Origin of the sequence: Hymenobacter sp. BRD67, assembly GCF_013256425.1 — a bacterium.
In the GTDB taxonomy this organism is placed as follows: Bacteria; Bacteroidota; Bacteroidia; order Cytophagales; family Hymenobacteraceae; genus Hymenobacter.
Genome location: NZ_CP053904.1, coordinates 456,066 through 474,181, shown reverse-complemented (window position 1 = coordinate 474,181; position 18,116 = coordinate 456,066). Strand labels below are relative to the sequence as shown.

21 protein-coding genes are annotated in these 18,116 nt (G+C 58.7%); 7 read left to right on the top strand and 14 right to left on the bottom strand.

What is annotated here, in order from left to right; all coding sequences use genetic code 11:
• Positions 1 to 76: 76 nt before the first annotated feature.
• A complete protein-coding gene (asnB, locus tag GKZ67_RS02170; RefSeq protein ID WP_173240951.1) occupies positions 77 to 1,981 on the bottom strand; it encodes an asparagine synthase (glutamine-hydrolyzing) in 1,905 nt (634 codons plus the stop codon).
• Between the two features lie 174 nt (positions 1,982 to 2,155).
• Here asnB and GKZ67_RS02165 point away from each other — a divergent pair, with 174 nt between their 5' ends.
• Positions 2,156 to 2,656 (top strand): acyl-CoA-binding protein, encoded by a 501-nt coding sequence (locus GKZ67_RS02165; protein ID WP_173240950.1) that lies wholly within the window; start codon positions 2,156 to 2,158, stop codon positions 2,654 to 2,656.
• 118 nt (positions 2,657 to 2,774) lie between these two features.
• On the opposite strand, the gene GKZ67_RS02160 is transcribed toward GKZ67_RS02165, so the two are convergent.
• From GKZ67_RS02160 to radC, 7 genes are all read right to left on the bottom strand, one after another.
• A complete protein-coding gene (locus GKZ67_RS02160; protein WP_254245010.1) occupies positions 2,775 to 3,575 on the bottom strand; it encodes an N-acetylmuramoyl-L-alanine amidase in 801 nt (266 codons plus the stop codon).
• 72 nt (positions 3,576 to 3,647) lie between these two features.
• Positions 3,648 to 5,348, bottom strand: coding sequence for a ribonuclease Y (gene rny / locus GKZ67_RS02155; RefSeq protein ID WP_173240949.1), 1,701 nt, complete (start codon positions 5,346 to 5,348; stop codon positions 3,648 to 3,650).
• Positions 5,349 to 5,478: 130 nt separating this feature from the next.
• Positions 5,479 to 5,772: a cell division protein ZapA gene (locus GKZ67_RS02150; RefSeq protein ID WP_151087641.1), complete on the bottom strand. Its 294-nt coding sequence runs from the start codon at positions 5,770 to 5,772 to the stop codon at positions 5,479 to 5,481.
• 37 nt (positions 5,773 to 5,809) lie between these two features.
• Complete coding sequence (locus GKZ67_RS02145; RefSeq protein ID WP_151087640.1) at positions 5,810 to 6,109, bottom strand: hypothetical protein; 300 nt, start codon at positions 6,107 to 6,109, stop codon at positions 5,810 to 5,812.
• 121 nt (positions 6,110 to 6,230) lie between these two features.
• The gene (pheT, locus tag GKZ67_RS02140; RefSeq protein ID WP_173240948.1) at positions 6,231 to 8,663 is read right to left on the bottom strand and encodes a phenylalanine--tRNA ligase subunit beta; all 2,433 of its coding nucleotides are present in this window, start codon (positions 8,661 to 8,663) and stop codon (positions 6,231 to 6,233) included.
• Positions 8,664 to 8,786: 123 nt separating this feature from the next.
• Positions 8,787 to 9,410, bottom strand: coding sequence for a DUF1684 domain-containing protein (locus GKZ67_RS02135; RefSeq protein WP_173240947.1), 624 nt, complete (start codon positions 9,408 to 9,410; stop codon positions 8,787 to 8,789).
• An 87-nt stretch (positions 9,411 to 9,497) separates the two neighbouring features.
• Positions 9,498 to 10,130: a RadC family protein gene (gene radC, locus GKZ67_RS02130; RefSeq protein ID WP_254245198.1), complete on the bottom strand. Its 633-nt coding sequence runs from the start codon at positions 10,128 to 10,130 to the stop codon at positions 9,498 to 9,500.
• A 237-nt stretch (positions 10,131 to 10,367) separates the two neighbouring features.
• On the opposite strand from radC, the gene GKZ67_RS02125 reads away from it, so the two are divergent.
• From GKZ67_RS02125 to GKZ67_RS02110, 4 genes are all read left to right on the top strand, one after another.
• Complete coding sequence (locus GKZ67_RS02125; protein ID WP_173240945.1) at positions 10,368 to 10,568, top strand: hypothetical protein; 201 nt, start codon at positions 10,368 to 10,370, stop codon at positions 10,566 to 10,568.
• Entirely contained in the window at positions 10,520 to 11,614 is a 1,095-nt protein-coding gene (locus GKZ67_RS02120) for a metallophosphoesterase (RefSeq protein WP_173240944.1), read from the top strand. Before GKZ67_RS02125 ends, GKZ67_RS02120 begins: the two co-directional genes overlap by 49 nt.
• Before the next feature lie 100 nt (positions 11,615 to 11,714).
• Positions 11,715 to 12,395: a hypothetical protein gene (locus GKZ67_RS02115; protein WP_173240943.1), complete on the top strand. Its 681-nt coding sequence runs from the start codon at positions 11,715 to 11,717 to the stop codon at positions 12,393 to 12,395.
• Positions 12,396 to 12,580: 185 nt separating this feature from the next.
• A complete protein-coding gene (locus tag GKZ67_RS02110; RefSeq protein ID WP_173240942.1) occupies positions 12,581 to 13,210 on the top strand; it encodes a carboxypeptidase-like regulatory domain-containing protein in 630 nt (209 codons plus the stop codon).
• Between the two features lie 10 nt (positions 13,211 to 13,220).
• Here GKZ67_RS02110 and GKZ67_RS24920 read toward each other — a convergent pair whose 3' ends face one another.
• The 3 genes from GKZ67_RS24920 to GKZ67_RS02095 form a co-directional block, all read right to left on the bottom strand.
• Positions 13,221 to 13,397: an integrase core domain-containing protein gene (locus tag GKZ67_RS24920; RefSeq protein ID WP_410505017.1), complete on the bottom strand. Its 177-nt coding sequence runs from the start codon at positions 13,395 to 13,397 to the stop codon at positions 13,221 to 13,223.
• A gap of 240 nt (positions 13,398 to 13,637) precedes the next feature.
• Positions 13,638 to 14,165, bottom strand: a complete 528-nt coding sequence (locus tag GKZ67_RS02100; protein WP_173240940.1) for a hypothetical protein — start codon at positions 14,163 to 14,165, stop codon at positions 13,638 to 13,640.
• On the bottom strand, positions 14,162 to 14,449 hold the full coding sequence (locus tag GKZ67_RS02095; protein ID WP_173240939.1) for a transposase: 288 nt from the start codon (positions 14,447 to 14,449) through the stop codon (positions 14,162 to 14,164). Before GKZ67_RS02095 ends, GKZ67_RS02100 begins: the two co-directional genes overlap by 4 nt.
• Before the next feature lie 120 nt (positions 14,450 to 14,569).
• Between GKZ67_RS02095 and uvsE the strand changes: the two genes are divergently transcribed.
• Positions 14,570 to 15,547 carry a UV DNA damage repair endonuclease UvsE gene (gene uvsE / locus GKZ67_RS02090; RefSeq protein ID WP_173240938.1) on the top strand — a complete coding sequence of 326 codons (978 nt, stop codon included), beginning with the start codon at positions 14,570 to 14,572 and terminating at the stop codon, positions 15,545 to 15,547.
• A gap of 52 nt (positions 15,548 to 15,599) precedes the next feature.
• Entirely contained in the window at positions 15,600 to 15,941 is a 342-nt protein-coding gene (locus GKZ67_RS02085; RefSeq protein ID WP_173240937.1) for a hypothetical protein, read from the top strand.
• A 94-nt stretch (positions 15,942 to 16,035) separates the two neighbouring features.
• Here the strand turns inward: GKZ67_RS02085 and GKZ67_RS02080 are convergent, their stop codons facing one another.
• The 3 genes from GKZ67_RS02080 to GKZ67_RS02070 form a co-directional block, all read right to left on the bottom strand.
• The gene (locus GKZ67_RS02080) at positions 16,036 to 16,449 is read right to left on the bottom strand and encodes a hypothetical protein (RefSeq protein WP_173240936.1); all 414 of its coding nucleotides are present in this window, start codon (positions 16,447 to 16,449) and stop codon (positions 16,036 to 16,038) included.
• Between the two features lie 93 nt (positions 16,450 to 16,542).
• Positions 16,543 to 16,818: a hypothetical protein gene (locus tag GKZ67_RS02075; protein ID WP_173240935.1), complete on the bottom strand. Its 276-nt coding sequence runs from the start codon at positions 16,816 to 16,818 to the stop codon at positions 16,543 to 16,545.
• 874 nt (positions 16,819 to 17,692) lie between these two features.
• A complete protein-coding gene (locus tag GKZ67_RS02070; protein WP_173240934.1) occupies positions 17,693 to 17,899 on the bottom strand; it encodes a hypothetical protein in 207 nt (68 codons plus the stop codon).
• Positions 17,900 to 18,116 lie beyond the last annotated feature (217 nt).

Here is an 18,116-nt window from a genome sequence, read left to right as displayed (position 1 = left end):
CTTTTAGGGGTCCATATTATCAGTTGTAAGTAGAATCTCACCCCTTTTAAACCACCGCCCAACCCTTAACCTCTCCCTACGCCATGTAATGCCTCCACCAGTACTGGAACACGATAAGGGCCCAGATCCGGGCGTGCGCGTCGCCGGGGTTATTCGAAAAGAGCTGTTTTTTCAGCTTTTGCACGGCCGTTGCATCGAAAATGCCTTGGCTGGCAACGAACTCATCGGCTAAAAGGTCTTGCTCGATCAGGGGGCGTAGCTCGCCGCGCATCCACTTCAGCAAAGGCACTTCGAAGCCGTGCTTGGGGCGGTCGTAGAGCTCGGGTGGCAGCATGGGCCGGAAGGCATCCTGTACGATTCTCTTTTTCATGGTGCCATCAACCTTGCTACTCACGGGCAATGAGAAGGCGAAGTTAACTACCTTATAATCAAGAAAAGGTGTTCTTACTTCTAGTGAATTAGCCATGCTCATCAGGTCGACCTTGGTGAGCATATCGTAGGGCAGCACCAGCTGCGTATCGGTGAGCAGCACCTCGTTGAGGTCGCCATCGGCATGGATATTCTCCAGGATGTCCTTGCGGCGCTTGGCGGCCAGCTTCTTGCCTACTTTCCGGCGGCTGGCCGGGCTGAGCAAGCTGTTAGCTTCCTTTTCGGAGGCAAAGCTGGCCCAGTCCCAGTACCGGTCTTTGGGCCCGCTGAGCATGCCGCGCGAGAAGCGCTGAAACTGGCGGATTTTATTGCCGAAATACGAGTTGCGCGACTTGGGCAGCACATCCCAGAGCAAATTCAGGCCGGTTACGGCCTCGGCCTTAAAGCCGCCCTGCCGCACCCGGAAATCGCCCATGTGCTTATTGTAGCCGCCAAAAATCTCGTCGGCTCCATCGCCGCTCAGCGCAACCGTAACGTGCTGGCGGGTGCGCTGGCTGAGAATATGAACGGCCAGGGCCGAAGAGTCAGCAAACGGCTCATCGAAATAGTCGAGCATCTGAAAGATATGCTCGTACAAGTCATTGTTGCTCAGCGAAAACACCGTATGATTGGTGTTGTGCATCTTCGCTACCAGGTTGGCATACTTGGTTTCGTCGAAAAACGGCTCGTCGCGGAAGCCGATGCTGAACGTGTTGAGGTGCGGCGTGTGGCGAGTTGCCAGCGCAGTTACTACGCTCGAGTCGATGCCGCCACTCAGGAAGGAGCCCAGCGGCACGTCGGCCACGAGGCGGCGCTCCACGGCTTCGTCCATAAGCGTCACCAGCTTTTTCTGCTGCTCGTCGTAGGTAAGCTTGTTCTTAGCGACTTTTTTGGGGTCGTAAGGAATTTTATACCAGCGCTTGCGCACCACCTTATCACCTTGGATAAACAGGTAGTGACCCGGCAGCAGCTTCTTGACACCCTTAAAAATGGTAGCCGGCCCCGGAATATAGTTGAGCTGCAAATACTGGCTGAGCGCCACGTAATCGAGTTTGCGCGGCACGCCCAGCGCCAGCAGCGACTTCAGCTCGGAGCCAAAAAGCAGTTGGTCTTCGTCGCGGTACACATGTAGCGGCTTTACGCCGTAGCGGTCGCGGGCAATGAACAGTGAGTTCTCTTCCTTATCATAAATCGCGAAGCCAAAAAAGCCATTAAGCTTCTTGATAAACCCGCGGCCTTCGCTGATATACAGATTAAGAATTACTTCAGTATCGGTCTGCGAATGAAACTGATAGCCTTTTCTAACCAGCTTTTCGCGCAGCTCACGAAAGTTAAATATCTCCCCGTTGAATACAATAGTGTAGCGACCCGACGCATCGGTCATCGGCTGGTTGCCATCGGCCGAAAGGTCCAGGATAGCCAGGCGGCGAAAGCCGAGGCCACACTGTTCGTACACGAAATGCCCCTGCGAGTCGGGGCCGCGGCGCACGATGGCATCAGTAGCCGCCTGCAAGCGGGTCAGGGCCGAGCGGCCAGAATCGGAGAAGGCGTAAGCGCCGGTTATTCCACACATAGCTAGGCTGCAAAGATAGGGCTCAACCAAGGCTCATGGGTGCGCTACAGGAAGAGCACCCTCGGTTATAGAAGTGCGAAGCGTAACCTGAGGCCTCTTCTACTAGTAAAGCCAGCTGGGAAAAGGCGCTGGCTCTTTTCCGTTTTACCCGCCAAAACTCCCCTCCCCTTTTCCATGAGCTTACAACAGAAATTTGAAGCTGCCGTGCAGCAAGTCAACAACTTACCGGCCGATACTGCCTCGCAGCACATGACAGCGCTTTATGGCCTCTACAAACAGGCAACGGAAGGCGATGTCAACATGAAGCATGCTGAAGTGGATGCCGAGGGGGCCAACCAAGCCAGTGGGCCGGCGGGCCTTTCGCAAGCGCAGTGGGACTCGTGGGATAAGTATAAGGGCCTGGCTGAGGACGAAGCGAAGCGCCAGTATGTAGCCCAGGTAGCTGAGCTGACTGGCAGCAACCCGAACGGCGGCTCCGACGCCGGCACTGTGCCCACCGATGCGCTTACTAATGCGCCCCTGGCCCCCGATGCGCCGCTGCCAACCGGCAAAGAGAACGATACGGTTTCGCGGCAGGCCGACTTCGGCCCCGGCGAAAGCACGGGCGGCCTGCGGGGCGACATTACCGCCGGCGCGCCCTACGGCGGTGAGGACCAGCTAAAAGATAATCAGTAAGTTGCAGATACGATAAAGCCGCTTTGACAGAGACCTTACTCCAGGTCAGAGCGGCTTTTAGCCTGCTATCACAAGGATTTTTGATATATATTATAAATAATACGTCGGTCCAGCTCGGTCAGGGTCGGGCGCGTATCAGTTTGCACAAAATGGCGCTTGAAGGCGCTGATGGCGGCGGGCAAATCCTGGGTGTCGTAGCCGATAATGCGCAGGGCTTCGCGGGGGTAAGGCCCGGCAGCGGCCGGCCCAGCGAGTCGGAAGCGAAGGGCGCGGCAGTGGTATCGGTAAGCACCGCCGCATCGTACCAGAGGCCAAAGCCGCGCGCCGCCAGCTTTTGCCAGGGAAACTGGGCGCTCGGGTCGCTTTTGCGTGTGGGGGCAATATCGCCGTGGCCGATAAAATTGGCTACCGGAATATTGTATGCCCGCTTCAGGCTGCCCAGCACTTTCAGCAGGCTGGCCAGCTGGGCATCCTGAAACGGCTCTGCGCCGTCGTTATCCAGCTCAATACCTATCGAAACAGAGTTGATGTCGGTGATGCTGCCCCAGCGCGCCACCCCGCCATGCCAGGCACGCAGGTAGTCGCTGAGCAGATGGTACACCTGGCCATCGCGGCCAATTACGTAGTGCGCGCTTACCTGCGTCTTCGTCTGAGCAAACGTTTTGAGGGTCTGCTCGGTGCTTTTCTGCGCCGTGTGGTGGATGATGACGTAGTTGGGCTTGCGCAGATTAAAATTGACGGTACCTACCCAATAAGGAGTGGCGGGCAGGCTGTCGGCCGGCGCGGCAGGCTGGGCTTGCAGCTGCCGGGCAAAGGCGTTGGCCTGCCGACGGTACACTTTGTTGGTAGCGGCGTAGGGATTACGAACGCAGGCAGTAGCCACCCCCGCCAGCACTAGTAGCATAGTCATTTTTTTCATAAGACCAGTACTTAAAACAGAACGTCATGCTGCGCAAGCTCAGCATGACGTTCTGTTTGGCATTCGGAAAAGTTACTTGGCATACGCCACCGAGCGCATTTCCCGGATAACCGTCACTTTAATCTGGCCGGGGTACTGCATTTCCTTTTCAATTTTTTGCGAAATCTCGAAGCTCAGCTCACCGGCCCGCTCATCGCTCACGTTCTCGGCATCGACAATCACGCGCAGCTCGCGGCCCGCCTGAATGGCGTAAGTCTGGTTGACCCCTTTAAAGGCGCTGGCCGTTTCTTCCAGCTGCTTGAGCCGCTTGATGTAGCTTTCCATCATTTCGCGGCGGGCGCCGGGGCGCGAGCCCGAGATGGCGTCGCAGGCCTGCACAATGGGCGAGATAAGGGCTGTCATCTCAATCTCATCGTGGTGAGCCCCAATGGCATTCACTACGTCGGGGTGCTCCTTGTATTTTTTGGCCATCTCCATGCCCAGAATGGCGTGGGGCAGTTCGGGCTCTTCGGTGGTTACCTTGCCGATGTCGTGGAGCAGGCCGGCGCGGCGGGCGTGCTTCACGTTGAGGCCCAGCTCGGCGGCCATGGTAGCGCACAGGTTAGCTACCTCGCGGCTGTGCTGGAGCAGGTTCTGGCCGTAGCTGGAGCGGAAGCGCATCCGGCCCACCATCCGAATCAGCTCGGGGTGCAGGCCATGAATACCGAGGTCGATAACGGTGCGCTCCCCGATTTCGATAATTTCCTCCTCGATTTTCTTGGTCGTCTTGGCCACGATTTCTTCCACCCTGGCCGGGTGAATACGACCGTCTTTCACCAGCAAGTGCAGCGAAAGTCGGGCTATTTCGCGGCGCACCGGGTCGAAGCCCGAGATAATGATGGCTTCGGGCGTGTCATCCACAATCACCTCAACGCCCGTGGCGGCTTCCAGGGCGCGAATGTTGCGGCCCTCCCGGCCAATGATTTTCCCTTTTACGTCGTCGCTCTCAATGTTGAAGACCGACACGCAGTTCTCAATGGCGTGTTCCGAAGCCGTGCGCTGAATGGTTTCGAGCACTACTTTCTTGGCATCTTTGGTAGCCGTGAGCTTGGCCTGCGCCACGGTGTCCTTAATGTAGGAGCTGGCTTGCAGCTGCGCCTCGTTACGCAGGCTTTCCACCAGCTGCTCGCGGGCTTCGGCGGCGGTGAGGCCGGCTACCTTTTCGAGCTGGCTTTGCACTTCGTGCAGCTGCTCGTCGGCTTGCTGCTGCTTGGCTTGAAGGTCGGCCAGGGTCGTTTCGTGCTTTTGCTGGCGCTTTTCTTCCTGCTGCTCAAAGCGGGTGCGGTGGTGCTCCGCATCGGCCTGAAGCTTTTCGCGGGTCGCTTCCAGCTCCTTTTCCTTGTGTTGCAGCTGCTCCAGCTGCTTCTGGGTAGTATCGGTGAGGTGTTTGATACTCTGCTCCTGGGCCAGCACGCCCTGCCGACGCTCAGTCAGTTCCTGCTCCAGAGCGGCCTTAAGGCGCTGGGTTTCCTGCTCAAACTCGCGCCGCTGGCGCTTCTGCTCCTGCTCGTATTCGTTCTTAAGGCTACGAAACTTGTCTTTCGACTGCTGGATGCGCTCGTCGCGGGTGCGGTTGGCCTGCGTTTCGGCTTCTTCGAGAATCTGACGGGCTTTGGCCTGCGCCTGCCCTTCCAGGTCTTGGCGGGCTTTGCCCGCCAGCTGGCGGCCCACCACCACGCCCGCCACCAGGGCAATGACGGCGGCTACCGCACAATATAAAAGTATAAGAGACATGAAGTTATGGAAATGAAGTGAATCAAAACCATAGCTACGGCAAAAACCCGGAACCGAAACGCAGCAGAAGGCCACTCGCCTTCGGTGCGCCCGGCCGGGCCAACGAAACAGTATGGGTGCAGCTCGGTCGCTAGGCCGCCAGCACCACGCCAGTGAGCAGCTCGTCGAGGCGCGCCAGGCGCTCGGTCAGGGCTGCATCGGTTCCATCCTTTTCTTTGCTAACTTTCAGTGAGTCAGCCATTGTGGCGAGGGCTACCATCGCCAGCAGGTCTTGTTTGTCCTGGATACCATACTGCTCCCGAAACTCACGCAGCTTTTCGCTGAGCTGCCGGCCGGCCAGGCGCAGGCGCTCTTCGTCGGCCACGGCCACCCGCATGGGGTAGTCGCGCTCGGCAATGCGAATTTTAATAGCTAAGTCGTTCATTTAGAGAGCAAATAAGGATTTCATATGAGAAGGCAGGTTATTCCCTCAAATAGGCAAGGCACTTATCTAGTTCGCGGATGTATTCGTTGAGGCGTTGTTTCAGCTCGTTGGCCTGGGTGGGTTCCCCGCCGGCTATAGTCTGGACAAGTTTAACAATATTTTCCTGGTTTTGATACTCGCGCAGCTGTTTTTCTCGCTCGCGCTCGTCGGCCCGCAGGTGTTCAATGGTGGTATGGGCATCGGCCAGCTCCTCGCGCAGCTGCTGGTAGGCAGCCACTAAGGTGGTTACCTGTCGCTCCAGGCGGTCAAGCTGTGCAAGTTGTTGAGACGAGGCCACAAAAAGAGATGGTTTAGCCCGCGAAGGTAGTGCCCGAACGCACGCGGCCCTAGCCAGGCCGCGGAAAAGCCCGCCAAAGCAGCGGGCTTTTCACGCATTATTTACCCGTTGAGGTTATCGGCTACTTCCGAATGAGGGCCCCCGCCTGCTTTTCGAACTGCTGAATAAGGCGCTGCATGGTCTGCTCTATGGCCTGCTCGGTCAGCGTCTGGCTGGGGTCGAGTAGGGTGAAGCTCACCGAGTACGACTTTTTGCCCGCGCCCAGGTTGGGGCCTTCGTACACGTCGAATACATTGAGGCTTTGCAGCAGCTTCTTCTCGGTGCGCTGGGCAATGGTGCGCAGCTGCTCGAACGTCACGCCCTGGTCGACCACCAGCGACAAGTCGCGGCGCACCTCCGGGAAGCGGGGCAGCTCGCGGGCGGTGAGGCTGGCCTTGTACTTTTTGAGCAGCCAATCCCAGTCCAGCTCGGCGTACCACACGGGCTGGCTTACGTCGAGGCGCTTGAGCACGGCCGGCGATACGGCCCCGACGTTGCCTACCGGCTGGTTTTGCGCCAGCAGCGTGAGGCCCCCGGCCAGGTAGGCATGCTGGGTAGGCTGCGGCGAGGCCTGCGCGTGGCTCAGCGCCGCCAGTACCTGCTGCGCGGCCCCGGCCACATCGTGAAAAGTAGTCTTCCGGGTCGGATGCTGCCAGGTTTCGGCCGAAGCCGCGCCGGTCAGCCACAGGCTTAATATCGTTTTTTCTGTATATTTACCAGCGGCTGTGCGCTGGTAGGTTTTGCCAAACTCGTAGAGCTTCAGGTCGCGCTGCCGGCGGTTGAGGTTGTGGCGCACTACTTCGAGGCCCGAGTGCAGCAGCGTGGGCCGCATCACGTTCAGGTCCTGGCTGTTGTAGTTCAGAATCCGCACCAGCGCCTCATCGGGCGCGGTGGCCTGCTCGAAGTATTGCGCGTTGGTGAGCGAGTTGGTAATGATTTCTGAAAAGCCCTGGCCGCTGAGCAGGCTGGCTACTTTCTGGCGCACCACCTCGGGGTCGGGGTTAGGGAAGGGCGAGAGGAACGAGGCCGCGTTGTGAGGCCGCAACGCCACGTTGTTGAAGCCGTAAATGCGCAGGATTTCCTCGATTACGTCGGCTTCGCGGGTCACATCCACCTTATAGGGCGGTACGGCAAGCAGCCAGGTTGGCGCCTGGCCCTGGGCCGAAATTTCCTGCTCGATTTTAATACCCAGTCCGGTCAGGATTTCCCGGATGCGCTCCGGCCCTATTTCCTGGCCGATGAGCCGGGCTACGCGGTCGAGGCGCAAACGCACCTGGCTGTTGGGGATGGCGTGCGGAAACTCGTCGACCACCGGCGCAGCAACCCTGGCGCCGGCTACCTCTTGCAGCAGCAGCGCGGCGCGGCGCAAGGCCGTGGGCACCATGTAGGGGTCGGTACCGCGCTCGTAGCGGAACGACGCATCGGTTTTGAGGCCGTGCGTCTGGCTGGTACGGCGCACCACGGCCGGCGCGAAATAGGCACTTTCCAGAAACACGCGGGTAGTATCGGCACTCACGCCCGAGGTTTTGCCCCCAAACACGCCGGCCAGGGCCATGGGGGTACCCTGGGCATTGGCGATGACGAGGTCATCGGCCTGCAAGCTGCGCTCAACACCGTCGAGCGTCACAAACTTCTCACCGGCTTCGGCGCGCTTCACGCGAATCTGGCCGCCGGCAAGCTGGTCGGCATCAAAGGCGTGCAGGGGCTGGCCCAGCTCGTGGAGCACAAAGTTGGTGACATCCACTACGTTATTAATCGGCGAGAGGCCAATGCTGCGCAGCCGGCGCTGAAGCCACTCGGGCGAGGGGCCCACCTGCACGTTATCGAGCAGCAGGCCCGCGTAGCGCGGGCACGCCTGGTCGTCCTCAAGCGTAACGCTGATATTCTCACCAGCGGCGGGAGCCGCGAAGGCGCTCACGTCGGGCAGGTGCGCCGGCTGGCCCAGCAGGGCGCGCAGCTCGCGGGCCACCCCGTAGTGCGAAGCCGCGTCGGCCCGGTTGGGCGTGAGGCCGATTTCGAACACCGTATCGGAGCCCAGGCCGAAATACGCAGCCGCCGGTGTGCCGTCGGGCAGGTCAGTATTGAGCACCAGAATGCCGGCGTGCGACTGCCCCAGGCCGATTTCGTCCTCGGCGCAAAGCATGCCCTCGGAGGCAGCTCCGCGAATTTTCGACTTTTTAATTTTGAACGCCTCGCCCTGGCTGGGATGCAGCATGGCCCCTTCCAGCGCCACGACTACGCGCTGCCCGGCCGCTACGTTGGGGGCTCCGCACACAATCTGGCGCGGGGTTTCGTCGCCCACGCTTACGGTCGTAAGGCTGAGCTTATCGGCGTCGGGGTGGCGCTCGCAGGTGAGCACGGTGCCCAGCACCACGCCGCGCAGGCCGCCCGGAATGCTTTCCAGCTCGTGCAGGCCCTCGACTTCGAGGCCCGAGCCGGTGAGCAAAGCGCCGACTTCGGCCGCCGGCAACGAAGTGGGGAATAAGGTTTTAAGCCAATCGAAGGAGATAGTCATGCGGGAAAGCGCCGGCCCTGAAGCGGCCGGACGCAGGCCACAAAGTTACTGGCCGCCGACAAGTAGGCTGTTTATTTCTATAATCCCGTAATTTCCAGGCTAACCAGCAAAGAGCCAGGCTCGCTACTGCGGCACCAGCTGCTCACCAGCGAGCACGGGCACCGTCAGGCGGTTATCGGCGGGCGGCCGGGGGCAGCTGTAGTCGTGGTTGTAGGCGCAAAACGGGCTGTACGCGGCGTTGAAGTCGAGCACGATTTCGCTAGCCTCGGGCGCGGGCAGCGGCAGGTCGAGGTAGCGGCCGCCGGCGTAGGTCTGCCGGCCATTGGTAGGGTCAGTGAAGGGCACAAACAGCTCCTGGCTGTCGCCCTGCTTTTGCAGCAGCACCAGCTTCTGGGGCTGGCCGTTCAGCTCAAACCCGGCGGTGCCCCAGTGGGTGTAGGCATCGGCCGAGCCGCCGGTGAGGGCCAGCGGCAGCGGTACCAGCCCGGCCGACCGGCTGAGGCGGGCCGTTACGCGGTAGGCCGCATCGGGCCTGAAGTAGCGCAGGCCCCCGAACGCCGCCCGCCGGGCCGGCGGAATGGGGGAAGTAGGGGCCGTGCGAAAGGCATTGTCCTTTTGCTGCCGGGCCTGGCGCAGCTGGGCGGCGTAGCCGGCATCCGTTTTAGAGGCCGGCTCAGTATTTGAAAAATTATATATTAACAAGCTGATAGCGGCCAACAGGCCGGCCAGAAGCGGAATCTTGCGCATAAGCAGCATAATTTAGCCAACCCTCCCTAACGGGAAGCCGCCGGCAAAAGTCCGACCGAAAAAGCGGAGTTCCGCGCCCCTCTTCTCCTACAGCATGCCTTCATCGGCGAAGCTGTAGTAGCCATTATCAGTATAAATAAGGTGGTCGAGAATGGGCAAATCGAGAAAATTGCCGGCTTCCCTGAGCTTTTTGGTTAACGAAATATCGGCGGCGCTGGGGTTGCGGTTGCCGCTGGGGTGGTTATGCACCAGGATAATGCTGCTGGCCAGGTTTTCGAGCGCCTGCTTGAAAATCAGCTTGGGGTCGGCCACGGTACCGGCCACGCCGCCGCTGCTGATTTTTTCCTGGCGCATCACCACATTGGCCCGGTTGAGCAGAATTACCCAAAACTCCTCGTGTGGCAGGTCCTGCAAACCCGGCCGCATCAGCTGGTAGATATCGCGTGAGCTGCTGATGGTGGTGCGGCGGCCCGCGCCCTGCTCCTTGCGGCGGCGGCCCAGCTCCAGTGCGGCCACTACTGTAATAGCTTTGGCCGGCCCCACGCCGGGGTGGCGGCACAGCTGCTTGATGCTGAGGCGTGCCAACTCATTTAAGTCATTATCAACTGCCTGCAGCATCAGCATACCCACATCAACAGCCGTGAGCTTGGTGGTGCCGGAGCCGAGCAGGATGGCCAGCAGCTCGGCATCGGAGAGCGCGGCACGCCCTTTCTGCACCATTTTTTCGCGGGGTCGGTCTTCTTCGGCCCAGCTTTTAATGCCAAAGCTGGTGGGCGGCACATAGGGCGCCGGAGCAGGCAGATCATCTGGCTCGTCAGCCGAAAGAGAGGTAGTTGGGAGCATAGTAAAATGGCGCTATAAGCGCAAAGTAAAATAAATTTCCGGGCCGTGCGTCAATTCGGCTGTTGGCCGCTTTCGCCTCAACCAAAACAGCGGCCGGCCGTTTGGCCTTTCTATATGCAGAATCGACTTGTTTTCTGGGCACTCTTCTTACTTATCCTCGTAGCTGAAGCTTACGGCTACGTGGCCGTGCGCACGGCTTTCGCCCCGGCCACGGCCGCAGGCCGGCGGGGCTTCGCCATCAGCTATTGGGCGCTTACCTTAGGGCTATGGGCGCTGTGCTTCTGGGCAGCGGCTACCCGCCACGATGGGCCGTAGCCGTTAAAAGCTACCTGCTGGCTGCGCCGCTCCTGCTGCTGGCGGCCAAGCTGGTTGTTATTTTTCCGCTGCTGCTCGAAGACCTGACCCGGCTGGGCCGCTGGGCCGCGCGCAGCTTTGGCGAAGCCACGCCCGGCGACCCTGACGCAACGCCGCTCACCCGCAGCCAGTTTATCAGCCGGCTGGCGCTGGCGCTGGGGGCTATTCCGCTGGGGTCGCTTATCTGGGGCATGGTGAAGGGCAAAACCGACTACCAGGTGCGCCGCGTGGTGCTGCGCTACCCCAACCTACCGGCGTCGTTCGATGGATTTAAAATTCTGCAAATCTCCGACTTGCACACCGGCTCTTTTAATGGCAATACGGAGCCCATGCGCCGGGCGGTGCGCCTCATCAATGCCCAGCACGCCGACCTTGTTGTGATGACCGGCGACCTCGTGAATGACCACTCGGAAGAAGTGCTGCCGCATATAGAGGCGCTGGCGGGCATCAAGTCGGACCTGCCTATTTTCTCTATCCTGGGCAACCACGACTATGGCGACTATGTGGCCTGGCCCAGCGCCGAGGCTAAGCGCCAAAACTTACAGCAGCTGGCTGGCTACCACGCCAAAATTGGCTGGCGCCTGCTGCTCGATGAGAGCCACATCATTCGGCGCGGACAGGACGAGCTGGCCGTGCTGGGCGTGCAAAACTGGAGCTCCCACCCCAACTTTCCCAAACACGGCAACCTGGCCCAGGCACACGCGGCCAGCGGCCAGGCGCCGTTTAAGCTGCTGCTCTCGCACGACCCTTCGCACTGGGAAGCCCAGGTATTAGATTATCACGATATTGACCTCACCCTCAGCGGCCATACCCACGGCATGCAGTTTGGGGTAAACCTGCCGGGGTTTAAATGGAGCCCGGTACAGTATTCTTACCCGCAGTGGGCGGGCCTCTACGAGCAGGGCCGTCAAAAGCTCTACGTCAATGTGGGCCTGGGCTACCTGGGCTTTCCTGGCCGGGTAGGCTTTCTGCCCGAGATAACCTTGCTTGAGCTGCGCCGGGCCTAGCTGCCGTAGGCGCTGATAAACAGCCTCTACCGGCAACCCCGCCGCCTCGGGCTGCGTTAAAGCGCCCACCAAAGCACCCTTTCTCTTAAAATCCCTTCCCATGAAAAATGTTCTGTTGCTGCTAGCCAGCGCCACGGCCCTTTCCCTGGCCTCCTGCTCGCAGGAAAAAACTACTGATACCGCCACGACGACCACTACCGCGCCCGGCGACTCGACGGCTACCAAAACCACCACGACTACCTCCGATGTTGTGTACAAAACGCGGGGCGCTCGCATGGCCGACAAATTCGCTTCGCGCATGAAAATCAGCGATGCCGCTACGAAGGAGAAGCTGCAGCAGGCGTTTTACAACCGCTCGAAGCGTTACGACGCGCTGATGGCCAAGTACCAAGCCGACACGGCTGGCCTGGGTGCGGCCCGCCGCCAGTACTACAAGGATACCGATGCCGAATTCCGCACCATTCTGGTAGTGCCGGCCCAGTACCAGGCCTACGAGTCGGACCGCTCGACTTACGACGAGTCGAATAACCTCGACACAACCGACCAGTCGGCCGCGGCCTCCAGCAGCACAACGCCCTCGGCCGATAGCAGCGCGGCGATGCCTTCGTCGTCTACGTCTACCACTACTACGACCACCACGACCACCGAAGAAGCTCCTGATGCCTCGGGCGCCATGGTAGCCAAAGGCAAATCGAAAATGACCGATGGCTCGAAAGTAAAAGTGAAAGACAACGGCAAAGTGAAGGTGAAAGATGCCGATGGCAATAAAGCCAAGATGTAGGCAGTAGGGCGGTGAAAACTGCTTATCTGACCGGAAAAAACCCGCGTCTGCAACGACGCGGGTTTTTTTTGCCTCATTTGGTGGCAGCTTTGCAAGAAAGTTGCGTTAAAGAATTCGTGTTTTTGCTGGCAGCCCTTCTATTTTTTAAGCGCAGGCTCTTGATTATCAGCCTGGTGCTTGTTGCTGTGCTTTCAGCTACCAGCGGGTGGGCGCAGGCAGGCAGCCCGCTGCCTACCGTACGCGTCAGCGGCACCATATCGGCGGGCTCAACCAAACAGCCTATTCCGGGGGCAACCGTGCAGGTGCAGCGCACGCACCGCGGCGTGGTGGCCGATGCACAGGGCGATTTTTTTCTGACTGCGCTCTCGTCCGACACCCTGCTATTTCGGGCAATAGGCTACAAGCCGCACCGCTTGGTGCTGGGCAACACCACGCTCTCGCAGCTGGTGGTGCAGATAAAGCTGGTGCGCGACTCTATTCAGCTCGGCGAAGTGCGCATAACCGCCGACCGCCCCGACCGTGCTATCATCAACCGGGCCCTGCGCAATATAAAGCGCCCCAGTCCGCCTGTAGTAAAAGTGCCCAAGCGCGCGCCCAAGCCCAAGCCGCTGTTTCCGGTCGACTCTACCGCCCCGCGCCCCGAAGCCCCGACTATCAGCGGCTCGAACGTAGACTGGCTCTACGACCAGTTTTCGCGCCAGGGCAAAGAGCGCCGCAAGATGGAGGAGATAAAAGCCCGCGAAGCCGCCGAAAAAGCCCAGCAGAAACGAGCCGAATACAACAAAGCCTTCCGCGACAACCGGGGGTATGAGTGAGGTGGTCTAGTTAGGCAGGAGAGAATTGGGTGATGTTAGCAAGTAGCTGCTGGTGAAAGTGATAAGGCTTTGAATAGCCGATACTGGAATGCCGGCGTTTATGATTGTAGTAGTCAAAATAATCGGCCACGCTGGTCTGCGCGTCGGCCAAATCGGTAAAGACGGGCCAGTCCCGGAGTTCAAGCACTTCCGTTTTGAGGCGCGACCATAGGCGCCCAAAACCTTTTGACGGTTTTCGGCCTGGGCGTTGTCGTAGCAGTCGCCGGCTCGGCTGTGCGAAAGGTGGGCTTTGGCGTCGCGCAGCAGCGCCTTGTAGACGTTGCCCACATACTGGCCGCCCCGGTCGGAGTGCACAATCAGGCCAGGAGCGGGCCGCTGGGCGAGCAGGGCCCGTTGCAAAGCGGTGGTAACCAGCGCCTCCGGCATATCAGCCCGCACTTGCGAAGTGCCGCCGTGGCGGCACCGTGCCCACCACCTGCTTGGTGCATACGTCCTGAAAAGCACAGCAATAAACCCAATTGCCGTTGGCCAGGGGCAGGTAGGTAATGTCGCTGACCCACACCCGATTGGCCTGGGTAGGCTTTGGCTGGTCGAGCAGCAAGTTCGGCGCGCACCGTTTGCCATGGGTGGAATCAGTGGTGCGCGGGACAAACGCTTTGGGCTGCAAGGCCTTGCGCGCCTGGCGGCGCAGCGCCGTGCGAATGGCCTGCCGCCCCACTTGGTACCCCAACTCGCGCAGCTCAACGCGTAGGCGGCGGGTGCCGTAGCGGCGCTGGTGGTCGTCAAACACGTCGACCAGGGCCGTTTCCCAGGCCGGTTCCGCGGGGGCTCTTACGCCCGCCACCACCCCTTTTCGCCACGCGTAGTAGCGGCTGGGCACCACCCCGAGGGCTTGGCAAAGCAGCTGCACCGGATAGTGAACGTGCTGCTGGTCCATAAATTGTAAGTGACTCACAGCGTCGGGGTGGTCGAGAAGATAGCGATGGCTTTTTTTAAAATTTCCAGCTCCTGCGCCAGGCGTTTGTTGGCCTGACGCAGGGCGCGCACCTCGGCGGCCTCGGCCGGGTCAGCTGGTAAGGGTTGTTGGGCCGACTTCTGCCACGCATAGAGGCGCTTGGGGTCAATGTTCAAGGCACGCGCGGCGGCCAGCGTGGAGCGGCTTTCGCTGGCTAAGCGCAGGGCTTCGGCGCGGAAGGTCGCATCATACCGCGGCCGTTTCGTAGGAGGAGCTTTTTCCATGAGGTTGGGAATTTAGCACCCAATTCTCTCCTATTGCACCCGACCACCTCAGAGTAGCCAGCGGCACGGCGCGGCTGATTCCTGATAACGCGCGGCCCCGGTTTGGCGTAAGCCTAGGGAATGAAAATTGGCTATCCCTGCGTGAATGAAACGCTGCCGTGCAGCGCGGCGGGCACCTTCCGGCTTGCCTCCTACTCGGCCGAGCGCCTGGTGCCGACCGTGGCAGCTAACCTGGCCTGCTTACAGCAGATACTGGAATGGAACGTAGCGCACGGGCTGCTGTTCTTTCGCATCGGCTCGGGCATCGTGCCGTTTGGCTCGCACGAAATCAATACCTTTCCGTGGCAGCAGCACTTTAAAAGCGAGTTTCGGGCCATCGGGGAGTACGTGCGGCGGCATGAACTGCGCATCTCGTTTCACCCCGACCAGTTTGTGGTGCTTAACTCGCCCGACCCTGGTATTGTGCAGCGCAGTATTGCCGAACTGGTCTATCAGGGCTCCATGCTCGATTTGATGGAGTTGGACTCGACGGCTAAGCTGCAGATTCATGCCGGCGGCGCTTACGGCGACAAGGGCGCGGCCCTGGCCCGGTGGACCGATACCTTCCATGCCCTGCTGCCCGCAGCCGTGAAAGCGCGCTTGGTAGTCGAAAACGACGACCGCCTATATAGCCTGCGCGAGTGCCTGAGCCTGCACGACCTGACGGGCGTGCCCATTCTATTCGACAATTTTCACCACGAATGCCTCAATCACGGCGAACCCATGCGCGAAGCCCTGCGCCTGGCCGCCGCTACCTGGCACCCTACCCGCGACGGCGTGCTGATGATGGACTACAGCTCGCAGGCCCCCGGCGAGCGCAAAGGCAAGCACACTGATACGCTGGTGCCCGAGCTGTTCCGCAGCTTTCTGGCCGACCTCGACGGGCTTGACGTGGATATGATGCTTGAAATCAAGGACAAAGAAGCCAGTGCAGTGCGGGCCGCGCAGCAGCTGCGCGAGCTTGGGCTGCTGCCACCTGTGGCGGCAGGCTACGTGCCGCCCACTTTCTCGGAGCGCACAGCAACCAGGCAGCCAGCCGTTAAAGCCCGGCCTGCGTAAAGGGTCTCTGTCTCCGCCCACCCTTCTCTTTACCCTCTCCCAATTTTTTTGTATGAATGACCTCCTGCACGCTACCCTGTCGGGGTTGCAGAATGGCCTGACCAGCTTACCCCTGGGCTCAGCTATGGATAATACTGAAACCTGGCAGCAGCAGTTTCTGCAAAGCGGCCAGCCCGAGCTGCAGGATATTGCCCGCGAAATGGGCAACCTGCAATCGCTGCTCACCAGCGGCAGCCTGAGCGCAACGTCCATCGGCAATTCGCTGACCATGCTCGGAGACCAAACCAGCCAGGTTAGCCACCTCGCTAGCCCCGACCTCAAAGCCAACCTGCTGAAACTGGCCGATACGCTGCGCCGCCACGGCCACGAGCTACTGGCTCACGCCGCCAAGTAATCTTACCTCCTAAACGGCAAAAGGCCAACGCTTCTAAAATGAAGCGTTGGCCTTTTGCCGTTTAGGAAGCGCTGGTAAAGCGTATCCATTTCTGTCAGGGCTGCGTGGAAGCGGGCGACGACTGGGGCACCGGATGCGGCCGCTGATTGATAGTACTGGAGCTGACGCCACGGCTGGGCACAATATCGCTCGATTGTGTAGACCGCCGCTGGGGAATAAGTGGCTGCTCGCGCACGTCGGGCACAGACGTAGGCGACATTTCCGGCGTGCCGGCTACCGGGGCCGTTCCCACTGCCTGGCGGCTGGGCTGCGCATCATAGCTGCTGGTGGTGCGCTGCACCTGCGAAGGACCCTGAATAGTACTCTGATTGAGCGCAGGGTTCACGGGCGGCACCGAAGTCTGGTTTTGGGCCCCGCCCCGCATGGGGGCTGTGGCATCGAAGGGTACAGTTTGGGCATGGGCAGTGCCGACGCCCACGCCGAACAGTAGTAATAACAACGTTTTCATAGTAAATATAGTGAAAAATGAATTAACCAAAAGAGCCGGCTGGTCTGCAACGACCAACCGGCTCTTTATACGGCAGAAATAGCCGCCTGACTACTACATTTTGGTTTTCGTAGTGGTGCCGTCAGTCGATTTCACGCTTTTGCTTTTCATGCGTTTGCCTTTGTGCATCGAGCTACCGCTCATGCTACCGTCGCTCATAGAGCCCGACTGCATAGTGCCGCTGGTAGAGCCCGACTGCATGGTACCGCTGGTAGAGCCGCTAGTGCCCGAGGTAGAGCCGGTGCCCATTGTGCCAGGAGTAGTCTGGGCGAAAGCAGCCGTTGAACAAAGAGCAAGAGCCGCGGCAAAGAAACTGGTGGTGAATTTCATGGCAATGTGGAAATAAGAAAAGAATTAAAAAATGCAACTGGCAATAAATTCAGCCAAGCTGCTAGCCTTATACGGCGTAGCAGACAGGTTGTTAGCTAATTACCTTGTTTTTTATTTTTATCAGCTTTATAACACAACCTTGTATCCGCAATAATTCATTGCTTTACAACAAGTTGGAACATGTGCTAAAAAAGGCTCTTCCTACGCGCCTGGCGGCCCCGGCTATAGGCCTTAGCTCTTCTTGGAAAAGACTTGGCTATATGTGGACAATACCTTGATAATCAGCAACTAGTCGCATTTTACCTTATTTATCTAAAAATAAAAATCGTACAGAAAGGCAAATACAGGAAAAGTTAAGTTCTCCTGTATTTTTTAGACTGGAAAATATAACAAATGTTTTTATATAAAATACTATGTAATTCAAATTAAATAATATAAGTAAATTTTATTTCAACAAACAATAGTCGTTTGGAACGTGGAGTCATTTTTTGCCCTGCTATGATTAGCTAAAGTCACAATCTACTCTGTTTTATATAATGACACCTTTGCTATTAATCACTTCTTACTCAATACTAACACACAAGCAGGGTTTTATATTGACTTATCTAATGAATTATTTGACTTTTATCAAGCCAAAAAAGAGACATGATATGTCACAAATGTGGCCGCTATGTCCTTTTTAGTGGCGCAAAAGCTAGTAAATTTGCTAACACTCCCACTGACCTGGGTATCCTTTCCAACCTGTTCCTTTTCCAAACCAGAGCAAGCAAAAGCCTCCCGAACAAGGGGAGGCTTTTCGCTGCCAGGTAGAATTAGAAGCTGAGTAGCCCGCAGTTGGTGGGCAAAGGTGGTTGGCCCTGGTCGCTTGACACCCTTACTGGCTCAACAACAGCCCTTCCCTACTTACCCACATACCAGGCCGGGAGCCTGCGGCCGTGCGGGGTGTACGCTTGTCGAAAAACACGAGATACAGCACTCCTACTATGGGCCCCAGCAACAGGGTGCAAAGCAGGCGCAAATGCCAGTAGTCGTCGGTAGTCAGATGCCAGTGCTGGGCGAGGAGTTTGAGTAGCTGTTCCATTTAGGAAGCTACGCGTTTTTCGCGACTTTTGCAAGTTGCGAGTGTGGCCCGCTCTCTTCTTATAAGTGCTGGGCGTGCTGGGCTCTTTTACAACCTGCCAACTCATCTTTGCACAGACGCGGCCTCGCCTTACAGTGGATGAACTGGGCAGACTGTTGCTACGGTTTTTGGGTTGATGCGTATTTGTCTCGTGCAAAAACAAAACCCCCGCTTCCAA